10 protein-coding genes are annotated in these 16648 nt (G+C 55.6%); 4 read left to right on the top strand and 6 right to left on the bottom strand.

Translation table 11 applies throughout. From position 1 onward, the window contains the following. The first annotated feature begins 441 nt into the window (after positions 1-441). Positions 442-1188 (top strand): class I SAM-dependent methyltransferase, encoded by a 747-nt coding sequence (locus J4D97_RS21495; protein ID WP_208309380.1) that lies wholly within the window; start codon positions 442-444, stop codon positions 1186-1188. Positions 1189-1257: 69 nt separating this feature from the next. On the opposite strand, the gene J4D97_RS24060 is transcribed toward J4D97_RS21495, so the two are convergent. Then, the gene (locus J4D97_RS24060) at positions 1258-1455 is read right to left on the bottom strand and encodes an integrase core domain-containing protein (protein WP_432207225.1); all 198 of its coding nucleotides are present in this window, start codon (positions 1453-1455) and stop codon (positions 1258-1260) included. Positions 1456-2044: 589 nt separating this feature from the next. On the opposite strand from J4D97_RS24060, the gene J4D97_RS21485 reads away from it, so the two are divergent. Beyond that, positions 2045-3619 (top strand): hypothetical protein, encoded by a 1575-nt coding sequence (locus J4D97_RS21485; RefSeq protein ID WP_208309378.1) that lies wholly within the window; start codon positions 2045-2047, stop codon positions 3617-3619. Positions 3620-3718: 99 nt separating this feature from the next. Here the strand turns inward: J4D97_RS21485 and J4D97_RS21480 are convergent, their stop codons facing one another. From J4D97_RS21480 to J4D97_RS21460, 5 genes are all read right to left on the bottom strand, one after another. Beyond that, the gene (locus tag J4D97_RS21480) at positions 3719-6778 is read right to left on the bottom strand and encodes a M16 family metallopeptidase (protein WP_208309377.1); all 3060 of its coding nucleotides are present in this window, start codon (positions 6776-6778) and stop codon (positions 3719-3721) included. A gap of 173 nt (positions 6779-6951) precedes the next feature. Beyond that, the gene (locus J4D97_RS21475; RefSeq protein WP_208309376.1) at positions 6952-8370 is read right to left on the bottom strand and encodes an MFS transporter; all 1419 of its coding nucleotides are present in this window, start codon (positions 8368-8370) and stop codon (positions 6952-6954) included. A gap of 136 nt (positions 8371-8506) precedes the next feature. Beyond that, complete coding sequence (locus tag J4D97_RS21470; RefSeq protein WP_208309375.1) at positions 8507-10351, bottom strand: alpha-amylase family glycosyl hydrolase; 1845 nt, start codon at positions 10349-10351, stop codon at positions 8507-8509. A gap of 60 nt (positions 10352-10411) precedes the next feature. Continuing rightward, positions 10412-12289, bottom strand: a complete 1878-nt coding sequence (locus J4D97_RS21465; RefSeq protein ID WP_208309374.1) for a glycoside hydrolase family 13 protein — start codon at positions 12287-12289, stop codon at positions 10412-10414. 191 nt (positions 12290-12480) lie between these two features. Further along, positions 12481-13926, bottom strand: a complete 1446-nt coding sequence (locus tag J4D97_RS21460; protein WP_208309373.1) for a hydrolase — start codon at positions 13924-13926, stop codon at positions 12481-12483. Positions 13927-14271: 345 nt separating this feature from the next. Between J4D97_RS21460 and J4D97_RS21455 the strand changes: the two genes are divergently transcribed. Next, on the top strand, positions 14272-14724 hold the full coding sequence (locus J4D97_RS21455) for a ferritin-like domain-containing protein (RefSeq protein ID WP_208309372.1): 453 nt from the start codon (positions 14272-14274) through the stop codon (positions 14722-14724). A gap of 145 nt (positions 14725-14869) precedes the next feature. Beyond that, a complete protein-coding gene (glgP, locus tag J4D97_RS21450) occupies positions 14870-16522 on the top strand; it encodes an alpha-glucan family phosphorylase (RefSeq protein WP_208309371.1) in 1653 nt (550 codons plus the stop codon). Positions 16523-16648 lie beyond the last annotated feature (126 nt).

Genomic DNA, 16648 nt, shown 5'->3' with positions numbered 1-16648 from the left:
TGTTCTGAAAAAAAGCTCTAAAGTCCAGGCAGCGTCGGCATGCGGCTCAACGCTTTCTCGACGCTAATCATGTCTCCGCCAGAGGAGCCTGACGAGTAAACCGACTGATAACCCGTATGTTGAATTTCCTGACGGTAGCTTTCTCAGCCGAGTGTCTGAACATGCCCTGGCTCTTGTTGCTGACTAACGCGCTAACGCGCAGGAAAAATGTAAATGCTAGTGGCAGGAACACAGCGTCTTCCAACCGTACAGCTCGTGGCAGAGTGTAACACCCAACGAGGTGGTAACTTCGGCTTTTATTGTCAAGCTTTAGAACGCCTAACGCTTCACTTTCAAGTAGGCTAAAAAATGAGATTAGGTCAACATCAATATATACTTCACTATCTTGTTTCACTTAACAAACACTTCCTCCAAACCCTAACACCATTATTACTCTGCCTTGTGGACCTGACTTACGAAAAGAAATACCATCAACTGGAAGAGAAACACTGGTGGTTTGCTGGACGTCGTAGTACTGTTCGGCAATTGGTTAACGAACTACGCATTCCACATACCTCCGATATTCTAGAAATTGGGTGTTCAGCAGGTCCACTGCAGAAACAGTTAGCTGAAGATGGATACATGAGCTTGACTGGTATTGATATCAGTGAAACAGCTATTGCCTTAGCTAAGGACCGCGGCATTCAAAACGTATCGGTTATGGATGGGGCTAACCTGGCTTTTCCGGATGCTTCCTTTGATGTAGTAATCGCCTCCGATGTGCTGGAGCACATCCAAGATGAATACCAGGCAATTCAAGAGTGGAAACGTGTGCTCCGTCCAGGAGGACGTATGCTCATATTTGTACCTGCGTTTCAATTACTCTGGACTCAGCACGACGAAATAAATCATCATTACCGACGCTACACTGGGCGCCGCTTGCGCGATGCCCTGACCCAGGCAGAACTACATCTAGAACGATCCTCGTACTGGAATACCTTCTTGTTTTTTCCCACTTCTGCTATTCGACTGTTGCAACGTGTATTACCACGCCGCACTAAATCAAACAACTATACTGGTGACTTAAAAGAGTTTCCACGTTGGTTAAATAATGGTTTGACAGCCTTACTCAAGGTAGAAGATGTCCTACTCCGCTATACTTCTCTTCCGGTAGGCGTCAGCGTGTTTGCGATTGTCCGGAAGAAGTGAAATGCTTAGCTTATCAGATTGCACAGGCGTTGAGAGCTGGTTGGTATAGGTATGAGCTTGTACGTCTCCTCATTCCGTAAGCAAAGGGTAAGCGGAGTGTTTAAATTCGAGAGAATTCATAATATCCAAAGCCTGAGGGGGCCGTTGCGTGTTGTAGTCGAGCAGCAGTACGGCTACAAGTTGTCGTACGTGGGCCAACGACCGGAATGGATAAGCATCGAGCAATTCGTGCCGGAATGAGCCAACCCAAGGCGCCCGCTTTTTCAAGCGTCAAGGTGCCGCCAGTTGATACCCGTAATTCTGCTACACCGGCAGATAGCTGCCACGTGAGAGCCCCTCCAGCGCATACGCCCGCCGTTGGCTCCAGCTTTTGCCGTACGAACCCTACGCTACCTGGCGTCGTAAAGCCCATAGGGCTACTTGCTTTTTGCGCAGGGCCTCCTTAATTGCCTGGTTCTCTATCAAATCGGAACATCTACTTGAGTCTCCGATTCTCTCCTTCTGCATGCTTCAGTCGAGTCAACGTGGTCACACTAGCCCCGGCATACTTACTTTCCTGATATAAAACGTGGCCTTCTTCAAGTGGTGTTCACGCACAAGTTGCCCCACGGTCTACTCGCTGACTTGCTGTTGCAGAACGGCCACAATCTGGGACTCGTCGAATCGGTACCTTTTTATGTTTCCGTTGTCAGGTAATGAAAATACGCTTTTCTCTACCCACAGGCTACTTATCTAGGGAGGCGTACAGATATACTGAATGTTTACCTTTAACGGCGGGATACTAGTAATAATCAGCTTATTTACATGATCTAATGATCAGCGAAGCCGAATAGCACATTGATCTGCTGTGGTACGTATGTCGTCTACTTTATATTCTTCCTGGTCGGCTGCAGGGCGCTTCCAGTTGCTGTGTGCTCTAGTGCTATTTGTTAGCATGGCTGCCGTGTTGTACCAACCCTACTTGCTTTGGTTACCGCGCGGCATTCACGAATGGGCGCAAGCCGACCGCCTAGCTATAGCCTTGAGTTTCTATGACTACGGGTTCGATTTTTGGCATCCTCGCACCTTTAGTCTCGAATCAACAGACGGTATTACGGGAGTAGAGTTTCCGCTGGTATCTTACGTAGCGGCACTATTAGGTGGTGTCTTTGGGCGAACAGCTATTAGCCCGATTTTTCGGTTACTAACCATCAGCAGTACAGTGATGGGTTGCTGGTATTTATTCCGGTGTGTATTTGATTACACGCGGCAATTTATAGTAGCCTTATTGCCAGGAGCATTCCTGTTGGCTTCGCCTACCTTCGTGTACTACTCTGGTAATTATTTAGCCGATCCAGTGAGTGCTTCTTTAGCTATAATAGGACTGTATTACGTGCAACGATTTTATTACCAGGAAAGAGAGTTTCGGGACATACTGATGGGGCTCGGGCTGCTGAGCGTAGCTACGTTGTTGAAACTATCCGCAGGGCTATATCTTATAGGAGTGCTGCTGCTGCTATGGTTAGCAGTGATTGTACAGAAACAATTTACTCGGCGCGAGCGGTTGATGTTACTTGTTGCTTCTATACTGAGTAGCGGCGCGCTGGTAGGCTATACGTTGTATAGCCGTTACTTGAATAATGCATACCACTCTGTGCTATTCTTAGCTGTACCAAGACCAATAATTGGGTCGGGTAACCGCAGCTATATTTGGTCCCGTATTCGGGAAGTGTGGTGGCCAGAATATTTAAGCTGGCTGGCCGCCGATGTGTTGAAAGCAGCTGTCCTAACATTGCTTTGGTATGTAGTTTCCCGCAGCCGTTGGCGGCAACACCGGATTGCTTTGGTGTTTCTTGCGTTACTATTAGTAGGGGGTAGGGCCTTTTATGAATTGATGGGACAACAGTTCATTGACCACGATTACTACGCCATTGCGCCCTACGCGCCATTAGCTGCCTTGCTGGTAGCTAGCGCTGCCATCTTACTAGGTCAACGTCCTGAACGATGTCTAGTAATAGGCCTGTCAACCGTTGTAGTCGCAGGCCTGTTGATAGTAGGAGCAGGCCGCAATCGGCAACGAATGCGTGAGCCATACGGTGACTTTAGTAATTACTATATGTACCATTGGATGGTAGATGGTGCCAAGGTGCTGGCCAACGCGCAAGTACCGGCATCAGCTCAAGTATTGGTACTAGGCGAGCCAGCTTCTAATTTGGCGCTGGTATATCTCGATCGTAGAGGAATTACCTGGCAAACGGATGTGGTTACTGTACCGGAAAATGAAATAGTAGACCGAATGAAGACGCACCAGCTTAGCTATCTGGTAATGAGCGAGGCGCATTGGCAGCAATTTAAACCTTCACATTCAGAACTTGTGCAACGCACCTCAACCACTATGCACACTCCTAACTTCATTATGCTACAGTTGCTTGATAAAGAACAAGGTAAGTAGAAGTGAGACGTTAAGTAGCTACAACCCAAAGCGCCCGGTTTCTTTAGAAACCGGGCGCTGTTGTAATCAACCACAGGCAATCTATTGCCCAACAACCGGCTACTCGTCGCCGGCTTTGTGCTTCACTTTGATCTTGCGGCCTTTCTCGTCCTTGGCTTTGGCTTTGCGCCGACCTTCTTTCACGGTGATGTCCGTATCGACGGCCGGTGCGGTAGTGGCCGGAGCTTCGGCGGTGGGGGCAGGGGTAGCAGTGGGAGTCACGCGCTGGCCGTTGGCGTCCAGCTCTACCACGTCATAGCCCAGCTCAGCCAGACCAGGGAAAGCCTTCGTCCGGTCACCTACCACTACGATATACATCTTGTCAGCGGGCAAATACTTTTGAGCCGAGGCCAGCACGTCGTCCTTCGTTAGGTTCTTCAGGATTTCGCTTTGCTTGGTTACGTAGTCGGGAGCCAGGTCATACTCTACCAGGCGCGACAGGAAGCCAGCTTTTTGCTGGCCGGTTTCGTAGCGCAAGGCGTCGCTTTGACCTACGGAGGATTGCAGGAAGGCCAATTCCTCGTCGGTAATACCGTTGCGGTAGTTGGTGATTTCCTTCATAAACTCCTTCACCGAAGCGGCAGTAGCATCGGCGCGCACGCCAGCCGAGGCCGTGTAGGGGCCGATGTAGCGCGTACCCTGGAAGCCCGAGCGGGCACCATAGGTGTAGCCCTTGTCCTCGCGCAGGTTCAGGTTGATGCGCGAATTGAAGGCGCCGCCCAGCAGGTAGTTGGCCAGGTAGGCGCGGTAGTAGTCGCCGGTAGCGTCGTAGGTGAGGGGGGTGAGGTAGCCCACCCGAATTTCCGATTGCGCCGCGCCATCTTTATTGATGAAGTAGATGCGGGTTTTGTCGGGCTGCTGGGTTCTTTCGCCGGGCGGAATGGTTACGCCTTTACGCGGCCAGGTTTTCAGGAAGGCCAATGACTTTTCCACGGTGGCTTCGTCCACATCACCCACGGCCGTCACGTAGCTTACGTTGGGCGCATAGTTCTGCTGATAAAACTGCTTCACGTCGTCCAGCGTCAGCTCCGAGACGGTGGCCGTGGTGCCGCTCACTGGCACCGACATAATATCGCCGGGGCTGTAGAGTAGGCGTGAATAAGCGTTGTTGGCAATGACTACGGGCTGGGTGGTCTGGTTGGCAATGCCCTCCAGCGTCTGCTTTTTCAAGCGGTCAAAATCAGCCTGGTCGAAGCGCGGGTGCAGCAGGCGCTGCTCCAGCAAGGCCATGGTAGCAGGCAAGTTTTTGGTGAGCGACTGCACGTACACCGTGGTGTTGTCGTCGCCAGAATATACGCTCACGGTGCTGCCCAAGCGGTCAAGGGCGGCCGAGAACTCCTCGCTGGTGTATTTCTCCGAGCCTTCGTTCAGCATTTGGGCCGTGAGGGCTGCTACCCCGGCTTTGTTGCGGTTCTGCTGCTCCAGGCGGTGGCCGCCCCGGATGGTCATCAGCATGGTCACCGTCGGGATTTCCGTGTTTTTGGTGCCAATCAGGCGCAAACCATTGTCAAACTGATCCTGCCAGATAGTGGGCACCTTCACCACGGGGTTGGCACCGGAGGCCGGCTGCTTGTTGCGGTCGAACGTGTCGGTGGCCTTCACGTATTTCAAACCTTCGTAGCCATAGTTCGGTGCCTTGTAGCCCGCCTGCGACACGGTGTAGTTGTCTTTGCCAGCGGCCAGGGCCATTTGGCCTTTGGGTAGCACACTCAGAATCACGGCGTGCTTGCCGCGGATGTACTTGTCGTACACGCGCTGCACATCGGCTTTGGTGACGGCGCGCAGGCGACGCATTTCCACGGGCAACTGGTTAGGGTTGCCCTCGTAAGTCTGGTAGGCAGCCAGTTGGCTCACCTTGCCCGCCACACTGCTCAGGCTGTTCACCACGTTGGCTTCGGTACTGGCCTTGAAACGGGCTACCTGCTCGTCGGTCACACCGGTTTTCTCAAACTCCGTCAGGGTTTTGCGGAACAGCGCTTGCGTGCTGTCCAGTCCTTTGCCGGGGTAGCTAATGGCTAGCATCACAAATTCGCCGGCCAGCTCCGAGTTGCTTTGGTAGGCTTGCGCCTGCACGGCTTTCTGGGCTTTTACCAGATTCTTATATACCAATGACGTTTTGCCGCCGCCAATAATCTCGGCCATGGCATCCAGCGCTACCTCATCGGGGTGACCGTGGGGCACGGTGGGGAACACCATTTGCAGCATCGGGAAGCGCACGTTGTCCTCGTAGCTCACGTAGCGGTCCTGGTTGAGCACGGGGGCCGGCAAGCTCTGCTCCTTCACCTCGGGGCCGCGCTTGATGGGGCCGAAGTACTTCTCAGCCAGCTTCACTACTTCGGCAGCTTTCACGTCGCCGCCTACCGTGAGGGTAGCGTTGTTGGGGCCATACCAGCGCAGAAAGAAGTTCTTGAGGTCGTTTACGTCCGAGCGGTCCAGGTCTTCGAGGTAGCCGATGGTAAGCCAGGAGTAGGGGTGACCGTAGGGGTAGAGCGTTTTGGCAATCTGCTCCTGGGCCAGGCCGTAGGGGCGGTTGTCGTAGTTCTGACCGCGCTCGTTTTTTACGGTTGCGCGCTGTACTTCAAACTTCTTCTGCGTCACGGCGTCCAGCAGGAAGCCCATGCGGTCGGCTTCCAGCCACAGCGCGGTTTCGAGCTGATTGCTGGGTACGGTTTCGTAGTAGTTGGTCCGGTCGCGGTTGGTAGAGCCGTTGAGAGTACCGCCGGCGGCCGTTACGGTTTTGAAATGCTGCTCGTCGCCCACGTGGTCGGAGCCCTGGAACATCATGTGCTCGAAGAAGTGCGCAAAGCCCGACTTGCCAATCTGCTCCCTGGCAGAGCCTACGTGGTAGGTCACGTCTACGTGCACCAGCGGGTCAGAATGATCTTCAGCGACTACCACCGTGAGGCCGTTGGGCAGCACGTACTTCTCATAGGGAATTACCAGCTCATTGCCTTTGCGGGTCACTTTCTCTACCAGCTTGGCGCCGCCAGCAGTAGCCTTAGCGGGCGCTTTCACAGTAGGCGGTTTGGGAGTCGTGACGGGCGTTTTCTTCTGAGCCACGGCGGGCTGCATGGCCAACGTAGTACCCAGGCCCAATAGCCAAAGCTGTTTGCGAATCATGTAGGAAAAAATAAAGATGAATTGCTGTAAAAACGTGTCGGAAGATACGAGCTAAACAGACACATCCTACCCCGTAGGGCTGCAAGGGCAAGAGCACGGAAAAGGGCCTGGTCTTACAGCTGCTGCAAGTCCAGGCCCTTTTCCGTGCTCAACAGTTGTTTGACGCCAGCGAATTACGTGCGTGGGTCCAATTCTACCGGGGCTTCATAGGCGGTGGCGGGTAGGGTTACGGGTTCCGCGCCTACGGCGCGCACGTCATCAGCATCATCCACGCGCAACGACAGCAAGCCGGCAATGAGCAACGATGCGCCACCCAGCGCCAGCGTATACACCGTTTCGCCGTGAAACAGGTGCTTGGTGAGCGGCCCCAGCACCAAGCCCGCAATGCTCTGCGGAATCACGATAAAGAAGTTGAACACGCCCATGTAGTAGCCCATACGGTTGGCGGGTAGGGCCCCGGCCAGCATAGCGTAAGGCATCGACAAGATGCTGGCCCAGCCAATACCCACGCCTACCATCGACAGAATGAGCAGGGTAGGGTTCTGAATGAAGAAGATGGAAATCAAGCCAGCGCCGCCAGCCAGCAAGCATAGCATGTGCGTGAAGCGGCGGCTGGTAGCCCGCGCTACAAAGGGTAGCAGCAGCGCAAAAATGGCCGAGACACCGCTGTATACCGAGAAGCAAATGCCTACCCAGTCGGCGCCTTCGTTGTAAAGCTTGGAGCTGGTATCGGTGGTGTGGTAGATGTGGCTGGTGACGGCCGGTGTGGTGTAAATCCACATGGCGTAGAGCCCAAACCAGGTGAAAAACTGCACCAGCGCCAGCTGCTGCATGGTGCGGGGCATGTTAAAAATGCCCATAAACGACTCACGGAACCCGTTGGCGAAGCCGGCGGTGCGGCGCTTCTCTTCCTCAAACTCGGCCAGATTTTCCGGTGGATATTCTTTGGTATTGAACACCGTCCAGAGCACCGCCAGCAGGAAGATACCACCGCCAATATAGAAGGCGTATTTCAACGATGGCGCGATATGGCCCGGCACCGGCGCGTTCGACACGTTGAACCAGTGCGTCATCACCCAGGGTAGGGAGGAGCCGATAATGGCCCCAATACCAATCAGAAACGTTTGAAACGCAAATCCGGCCGTGCGCTGCTCCGAAGGTAGCAAGTCGCCTACCAAGGCCCGGAACGGCTCCATGGAAATGTTCATGCTGGAATCCATAATCCACAGCATGCCAGCCGCCATCCACAGCGCCGATACGTTGGGCATCACCAGCAAAGAAAGCGAAGCCAGCACGGCCCCAATCAGGAAAAACGGCCGGCGCCTACCCCAGCGTGGGCTCCAGGTGCGGTCGGAGACGTAGCCGATGACGGGCTGCACCAGCAACCCCGTGATGGGCGCCGCCAGCCACAGAAAGGCCAAGTCGTCGGGGTTGGCGCCCATGGTTTCGAAAATTCGGCTCATGTTGGCGTTTTGCAGCGCAAAGCCGCACTGAATGCCCAGGAAGCCGAAGCTCATGTTCCAGATCTGCCAGAAGGAGAGTCGGGGTTTGTTGTGGGTAGCGGAAGGGGCCGCCACGGTGCTACCTGCCATAAAAATTGAACGGGTTGAAAAGTCGCGCGAAATCGTTTGCAAACGCAACTTTGAAGGTACACACTTTATGCAAAAATGCCGGCTTCCTGCCATTGAAACAGGAAGCCGGCATACGGTTTACGGATGCGGCAAGCTATTATTTCGCTTTTATTTCGAGTATGCAGGCGCTCTGCGGGGCTACGGTCAGCGTGAGGTTGTCGATGGGGGGCGCTTGGTTGAGCAGGTCGGTGTAGGTATAAGACTTGCTGTCCTCCAGGCCCATCGCCTGCATGGCGGCCGCCGGAATCTGTACCTGCGTTTGGGCGCTCTGGCTGGAGCTGAAGTTGACCACAATCAGCAACTTCTGCTTATCAGTGTAGCGCAGGTAGGCGTAGAGTTGCTGCGGGTTATAGCCGGGGGTGTTTTGGTTGGCCTGCTGCAACTCGTAGAAGCGGCCCCGCCGGATGGCGTCGCTCTGGCTGGTGAGCGTGAGCAAGCGCTGGTAGAAGCTGCGCAACTGACGTTGGCTTTCGCTGAGCTGACCACCGTCGAACTTGCCGCCGTTCATCCATTTCTGGTGTTCGGGCACGCCCCAGTAGTCGAAGATGGTGGTGCGGCCGTCGTCGGAGCTGAAGCCGCTGGCGCCGCGGCCCGGCTCGCCTACCTCCTGGCCCATGTACAGCATCACGGGGCCGTTGGCGAGGGTAGCCGTCACGGTCATGGCCGGAATAGCGGCGCGGGGGTTACCGGCAAACTCCTTGGCGGCAATACGCTGCTCGTCGTGGTTTTCCAGGAAGCGCAGCATGTTGCCGGCAAAGCCGCGGCTTTCCTCCCGCCACACGTGCGTGATGTCGTCGGTGGTGCCCTGGCCAGACATCAGGCGGCGCAGACCGTCGTAGAGCCCTACCTTGTCGTAGAGGTAGTCAAACTTGCCCGCTTCGATGTAGTGCTGGTACTGCTTGGGGTTGTAAATCTCGGCGGCGAAAATGATGTCGGGCTTCACCTTTTTTACCTCCGGAATCACCCAGCCCCAGAACTCCACCGGCACCATCTCGGCCATGTCGCAACGGAAGCCATCCACGTCTTTTTTAGCCCAATACAGCAGAATATCGCGCATCTTCAGCCACGTATCCGGTATGGGCTCAAAGTGCGTTTGGCGGTTGTTGGCGTAGTCGACGCCATAGTTCAGCTTAATGGTCTCAAACCAGTCGTCGATGGTAGGCGTGGCCGAAAACACGTCGTTGCCAGTGGCTTTGGCGGGCACTTCTTGGTACTTCTTGTCCTCGTCGGGGCCTTTCAGCTCGCCCATCGGATTGTAGCCCGCCGGCACCCGAAACGCCTGACCCGGAATGTAGTAGAAGTTGTTGCTGGGGCTAAAAGCCTGCGTTTTGTCGTCGTGCTCGCCCAGATCCACTACCCCCGCCGGCCGCACATCCGACTTGTAGCTGCGCGCTACGTGGTTGGGAATGAAGTCGATGAGAACTTTGAGGCCGTTTTGGTGGGTGCGTTGCACCAGGGCTTCAAACTCCTGCATGCGCCGGGGCACATTCACAGCCAGGTCGGGCGCCACGTCGTAGTAGTCGCGGATGGCGTAGGGCGAGCCGGCCCTACCCTTCACCACGTCGGCATCGTCTATGGGGATGCCGTAGCGAGTGTAGTCGGTCATGGTGGCGTGCTCCAATACGCCGGTGTACCACACGTGCGTTACGCCCAGCTGCTTAATGGCTTGCAGGGCCGGGTTGGTGATGTCGTTGAACTTGCCTACCCCGTTTTCCTCCACCGAGCCATAGAATTTGTTGGTGGTGTTCTTGTTGCCGAACAGGCGCGTCATCACTTGGTAAATGATGAGCTTGTGGTCCTGGGGCGTTTCTGCGGTGGTATTGGGGTCGTTGGCTAAGGAAGTGGTATTCGGCACGGCAGGTACAGTAGCTTGGGGCGATTGGGAAGCGGAACAGGCGGCCAGGCTAAGCGCAACGGCTACGGCTGGCAGGATAGTTTTCATACGGGTGAGGGGCATTAGGCGGCGTCAAAGAATGCGGTTCTACTTTTGCGGCATCCGTTCTTATTTCTTCAACTCCCACACCAGCGCCGTGTAGCCCGGTACTTTCACCGCTTTCAAATCCGACACAGTAGTGCCTGTCATAATATCCGAAGCGGCAGAATAGCCATTGAGCCGCTCCGCGAAGCGGGTCAGGTCCACAGACTTCTCGCCTTCATTGCCATTCAGCATCACCATCACCGTGTTGCCTTGGTCGTCGTAGCGGAAGTAGGTGTAGATGTTGTCCTGCGGGATGAACTGCATCAGCTTGCCGGTTTGCAGCACCGGGTGCGCCTTGCGGTAGGTGCCCAGCGTGCGCACGTACTCGTAGGCTTCGTTTTCCTGGGCCGTGCGGCCGGCTTGGGTGAAGGCGCTGCGCTTGTCTTCTTTCCAGCCGCCGGGGAAGTCGGCGCGCACCAGACCGTCGGGGTTCGAGAAGTTCTTCATCAGAATCTCGGTGCCGTAATAGAGCTGCGGAATGCCGCGCGTAGTCAGCAGCCAAGCAAAGCCCATCTTCAGGCGGGGTAGGCTTTCACCAATCACCGAGTAGATGCGGCTCATGTCGTGGTTGTCCATAAACACCACGTTGCGAGTGGCATCCTGATACATCCAGTCGCCCTGCAAGGCGTCGTAGAGCTTGCCTACGTTGCCTTTTTCCTTGAGCGCGTCCCAGATGGCGCCTTGCGATTGAAAGTCCAGCACACCCGGCAGGTTCGACTTAAACCCATCGACCGGCTGAAAAATGTTCTGGGCAAAAAACGCCTGCTGCGCCGTGCTGCCTACCCATGCCTCGCCAAACATGCCCAATTGCGGGTACTCGTCCAGCAGCGCCTTGTTCCAGGCCATCAGGAATTGTGGGTCGGAGTAGGGGTAGGTGTCGATGCGGTAGCTATCGAGGCCCGTATACTCCAGCCACCACAGGAAGTTCTGAATGATATAGGTGGCTACCAGCGGGTTACTCTGGTTTACGTCGGGCATGGTGGTATCAAACCAGCCCCGGTTATACAGGTCCAGGTCGCGCTTCGAGCCGTAGGGGTCGTTGAGGGCCTGCGAGTTGTAGTTGCTGCGCGTGAAGGTAGGCCAGCGGTTGAACCAGTCTTTGGCGGGCTGATCGAGGAACAGGTAGTTGTGGCTGCCCACGTGGTTGAGCACCACGTCGTGAATCACCTTTAGGCCGTTTTGGTGCGCGTTGCGCACAAACTGCCGGTACTCCTCGTTGGTGCCGTAGCGTGGGTCTACCTGGTAGTAGTCGGTGAGGGCGTAGCCGTGGTAGCTGGCCTTGGGCATGTCGTTCTCCACCACCGGGGTAGGCCAAATGGCCGTCACGCCCATCGATTTCAAGTAGTCGAAGTGCTGCTCAATGCCTTTCAGGTCGCCGCCGTGGCGGGCGTACATCGAGTCGCGGGCAATGGTGCGGGCGCGCTCCGTTTTGATGATGTCGTTCTTCGTATCGCCGTTGGCGAAGCGGTCCGGCATCAGGAAATAGATGAAATCGGAGCTATTCACGCCCTGCACGCGGCCTTTGCCGGTTTCGCGGGCGCGCAGCTCGTATTCGTATTTCGTTTTGCTTTTGCCATCGAAGCTCAGCTTCAGCTTGCCCGGTTTAGCATCGGGGCCGATGGTGAGGTTGACGAGCAGGTAATTCGGGCTTTCGAGGCGCTGGAAACCGTCCATCGTCACGCCGGGGTAGGCGGCCAGGGCTACTTTGCTATCGGCAATGCCGGGGCCGTGCACCAGTAGTTGCAGCTTGGGGTTCTTCATCCCTACCCACCAAAAGGTAGGGTCGATGCGGGCAATGGGAGCAGCCTTCTTGACAGCTTCCACAGGAACAGCGGCGGCAGTGGCCACTGGGGCAGCGCTACCACAGAGTAGGGCGGCGAGGAGTAGGTGGGAAATTTTCATGCAGTGTGGGAAAAGAAATGCAAGATACTGCTTCCTGCAGAGGTGTGCAGAAGCGCCACTAAAGCCACTGTGGTTCACGGTACCCAACAACTATCAATGGCCAACAGCAACGCATCTGTTACTAGGTAGATGCAAAAAAAGGAGCCCTACCACTCGGCAGGGCTCCTTTTTAATACAGTAGCGGCTATAGCTTACTGCGCCTTAGCCAACCACAGCGACGCATTGAGGTGCAGGCGGGCATGGCTCACGTTCTCGCGCCAACCGTCGTAGACGGTGTTGCCGGGCGAGCCAGTGCCGTCGTCGGCGGGTGAGGAGTCGCCGATAATCACCACGCGGCCCGTGCCGAAGGTGCTGCTGGCCGCCATCACGTTGGTGGTGTTTTGGGTCACGCTCTTGCGCCAGATCAGGCCCTGCACGGTGCTGTTGGCGGTAGGGCTCAGGGTCATGGTAGCGCCGTTGTGAAAAGAAAGCTGCGACACAGCGCCCTGCGAACCGCGCAAAATAGGATTGGTGGTGCTATTGAGCACATTAGGACTGTCCTCCACAATGTTGTCGAGGTTCACCTTGAAGCCGAATGGGTTCGTTTTCACGGAGTTATTCTGCATCAGATCGTTCCAAATACCGGGCGAGTCGTAGCCGTCGTTGTTGCGGTCTGAGATGTCGTGGTCCGAAATCATAAACAAGCCTCCGCCGTTCTGCACAAAGCGCAGGATAGCCGTTTTTTCAGCCGCCGTGAAGATGATATTGGGTTCGTCTACCACAAATACATTGTAGTTGGCCAGGTCCTGCGGGTTAGAGGTGTTGCCGTAGGTGATGGCCGTACCCGTGGGCAACTGCTCCACAGAGTGCCCCAGCTTCACGAGGGCCACGCCCCAGGCCGAAATAGCGCCGGTCCAGTACGTTTCGGCGGTGGTGCTGGTGATGCCGGAGGCTGCGGGGGTAGGGTAGCGCGGTGTAGCGCCGTTGTCCACGTCCAGCACCCAGTCGGCGTTGCCGGCCAGCTCGCCGTGCGAGGCATCAATCAGAAATTTCTTGCCGCCCGTGGTAGGTGGGGGCGTAGTGGTGCCGCCGTACTGCTCAACTGTGATGTTGTCGATATTAACACGGTTGGTGCCGCCGGAAATCTTGCGCAGCTGCAAACGCACGCTGCCACTCAGGTTCACGGCAAACGAGGCGGTGCTGAGGGCGGTGCTGCTACTGGTGATGGTGCTGCCTACCTTGGTGTAGGAGCTGCCGCTGCTAGTGCTGGCCCACAGCTCCCACTGGCTGCTGCCATCGGTGCCATACACGGCGTGCTGCACCGTAACGGCGCCTACCCCAGCAGTGGTGTTGAAGTTCATGGTGAGCGAGCCGGTATTGCGCACGCGCGCCGACTGGCTGCCAGTTTTGCGGTCGGCGGTGGTGTTGCCAAGTAGGGCGTCGTTCAGTGTCCAGCTACCCGAGGCCAGCGTGACGCTGCCGGTAGAGTAGGCGGTTTTGGTGCCCGTTTCGAAGGTTTCAGGGAAGCCAGTGGCTGCCACGTTGGCCGACGTTACGCTGGCAAGCAGGGTAGGGGTAGGGTCGGTGTCTTGCTGGGCGCAGCCCAGCAACGAGAGAGCCAGCGCAGGAGCAGCCAGCCAGCGAAAAGAGAAGTGCATGAAAAGGAAGTGAAGGGTAGAAGAGCGCAAAAGCCTATTCGGCGCCGCGAAACTACAGCCTATTTCTCCCGGCCTCACCCGCTGGACGTTATGCTTTTGTTATGAAAAGCATTATCTGCAAGCGCTTTACAGTGTAAAATAACGAATTGACGGTACCGCCTTACCCCTTATGCCAGGGTAGGCAGCGTACCGACAGCAACCATTGCCTCAGCGTCTCTACAGAGCATAAATCGGCTGCGATTGTATTAGGTGCAAAATTGCGGGCTGTCTCAACCCACCCGTAGTATCAGCCGTTTGCGAAGTAGTGTATAATTCGATTTTTTCACTACTAACCTTCTGATTAGTATGGCTTCTAATTCCAACGTTTCCAGTACGCTCAACGAGCTGACCGAATTTGTCAACGACCGCATCGAAGGATATAAAACCGCCGCCGAAGACACCAAGGACGCGCAACATAAGTCTTATTACGAGCAGCTGGCCGACCAGAGCCAGCGGTTTGCCGACGAGCTGAATGGCTTCGCCCGCAACTACGGCGGCGAGGGCGAGGATAGCACCACCACCAAAGGCAAGCTCTACCGTGGCTGGATGGATGTGAAGTCGGCCGTAACCGGTAAAGACGAAAAGGCTATCCTCGATTCCAACGTGTACGGCGAAGATTGGGCTCTGAAAGCTTACAAAGAAGCCCTCGAAAGTGGCGACCTGCCCCAGCCAGTACAGCAAGCCGTAGAGCGTCAGTATCAAACGTCGCAACAAACCTATGATAAGCTCAAAAGCATGGGTGGCCAAAGTCATCCATAAACCTTGAAGGCTATTCTCCCGTTGTGAGCGGAAGTCAATTCTATAGATTGGCTTCCGCTTTTTATTGGGCAGAATCTGTAGATATTAGCCGCGCCAACTATCCTGCTTGGTAAGCGGCTGTTTCCTTTCACCTGACTTTCTCTTCATGGCATTTGACCTGAACATGTACCCTATCAACCCCGAGTTTGAGACTTCGGCGGCGTATTTTTCCATGGAGTTCGCGCTCGATCAGGCGCTGAAAACCTACTCTGGCGGCCTGGGCTTTCTGGCCGGCTCGCACATGCGCTCGGTGTATGAGCTGAAGCAGAACCTGGTAGGCATTGCCATCCTGTGGACGGATGGCTACTACGACCAGACCCGCGACCAGAACCAGCTGATGCAGGCTGAGTTCCGCCACAAGTACTACTCCTTCTTGCAGGATACGGGCATCGTGTTCCCCATCACCATTCACGATGCCGATGTGTACGTGAAGGCCCTCTACCTGGCGCCCGACACGTTTGGCACGGCGCCCATGTTCTTCCTCACCACCGATATCGAGGAAAACGACTACCTCTCGCGCACCATTTCTCACCACCTCTACGACCCGGACACGGCTGCCCGCGTGGCCCAGAGCATTCTGCTGGGGGTAGGCGGTGGTAAGCTGCTGGATATCATTGAGCGTAAGGTGGATGTGTATCACCTCAACGAAGGCCACGGCCTGCCGCTGGCGTTCTACCTCTACGAAAAGTTTGGTCGTAACCTAGAAGAAGTGCAGAAGCACCTCGTGTTCACGACGCACACGCCCGAGTTGGCCGGCAACGAGGAGCACCCCGTGGCGCTCCTCGCCAAAATGAGCTTCTTTGGCCCCGTGCCTACCGAGGAAGTCGTACGCGTAGCGGGCGCCGAAAACGGGCAGCTCAACTACACGCTCACGGCCCTCCGCTTCTCACGCATCGCCAACGGCGTATCGAAAGTGCACGGCGACGTGGCTAACGAGATGTGGGGACACTATGAAGGCATTTGCCCCATCACGTCCATCACCAACGCCCAAAACGGCACCTACTGGCGCGACAAGGCCCTGCACGCGGCCTTAGAAGCTGATAACGACGAGGCCTTACTGGCGCGTAAGAAAGAGCTGAAGCAGGAGCTGTTCAAGATTGTGGCCGACCAGACCGGCAACCTCTTCGACCCTGAGGTGCTGACGCTGGTATGGGCGCGCCGCTTTGCCGCCTACAAGCGCGCTGACCTCATCCTGCGCGATTTCGAGCGGTTCCGCAGCATTATTGAAAATACGGATCAGCCCATTCAGGTGATTTGGGCTGGCAAGCCCTACCCCAAGGATTTCGGGGCCATTGGCATCTTCAACAACATCATCAAAACTACCCGCCAGTTCAAAAACTGCGCAGTGCTCACGGGCTACGAGTTGGGCCTATCAGCAGCGCTGAAAAAGGGTTCGGATTTGTGGCTGAATACCCCACGCTACCCCCGCGAGGCCAGCGGCACCAGCGGCATGACGGCCGCCATGAACGGCTCCGTGAATCTGAGCATCGCCGACGGTTGGATTCCCGAGTTTATCCGCCACGGCGAAAACGGCTTCGTGATTCCTCACGCTGATATGCAGAATGAGGAGAAGGTGAAAGATGATCAGGAGGCTACCGCTTTGCTCGACGTGCTAGAGCAAGAAGCTATACCTACCTATTACCAGGAACCAAAGAAATTCCTGCAAATCGTGAAAACCGCCATGCACGAGGTAGAGCCTGCGTTCGGGTCAAACCGCATGGCTACTGAGTATTACGAGAAGCTATATAAGGTGAAATAGTAAATCGTAAGACAACAAAAAGCGTCTGTCATCCCGAGCACAGCGAAGGACCTTCTCACGTTTGAACGACGGTTATACTAACGACTCGTTCAAACGTGAGAAGGTCCTTCGCGCTGCTCAGGATGA

The organism is Hymenobacter defluvii (assembly GCF_017589435.1).
In the GTDB taxonomy this organism is placed as follows: domain Bacteria; phylum Bacteroidota; class Bacteroidia; order Cytophagales; family Hymenobacteraceae; genus Hymenobacter; species Hymenobacter profundi.
The sequence above is the reverse complement of the archived record's forward strand: the minus strand, read 5'-3'. Positions and strand labels throughout refer to the sequence as shown.

Excerpts from the sequence above, each read along its gene's own strand:
- J4D97_RS21475 (WP_208309376.1), bottom strand. The coding sequence starts at position 8,370 with ATGGCAGGTAGCACCGTGGCGGCCCCTTCCGCTACCCACAACAAACCC.
- J4D97_RS21470 (WP_208309375.1), bottom strand. The coding sequence starts at position 10,351 with ATGAAAACTATCCTGCCAGCCGTAGCCGTTGCGCTTAGCCTGGCCGCC.
- J4D97_RS21480 (WP_208309377.1), bottom strand. The coding sequence starts at position 6,778 with ATGATTCGCAAACAGCTTTGGCTATTGGGCCTGGGTACTACGTTGGCC.
- J4D97_RS21455 (WP_208309372.1), top strand. The coding sequence starts at position 14,272 with ATGGCTTCTAATTCCAACGTTTCCAGTACGCTCAACGAGCTGACCGAA.
- J4D97_RS21485 (WP_208309378.1), top strand. The coding sequence starts at position 2,045 with ATGTCGTCTACTTTATATTCTTCCTGGTCGGCTGCAGGGCGCTTCCAG.
- glgP (WP_208309371.1), top strand. The coding sequence starts at position 14,870 with ATGGCATTTGACCTGAACATGTACCCTATCAACCCCGAGTTTGAGACT.
- J4D97_RS21465 (WP_208309374.1), bottom strand. The coding sequence starts at position 12,289 with ATGAAAATTTCCCACCTACTCCTCGCCGCCCTACTCTGTGGTAGCGCT.
- J4D97_RS21460 (WP_208309373.1), bottom strand. The coding sequence starts at position 13,926 with ATGCACTTCTCTTTTCGCTGGCTGGCTGCTCCTGCGCTGGCTCTCTCG.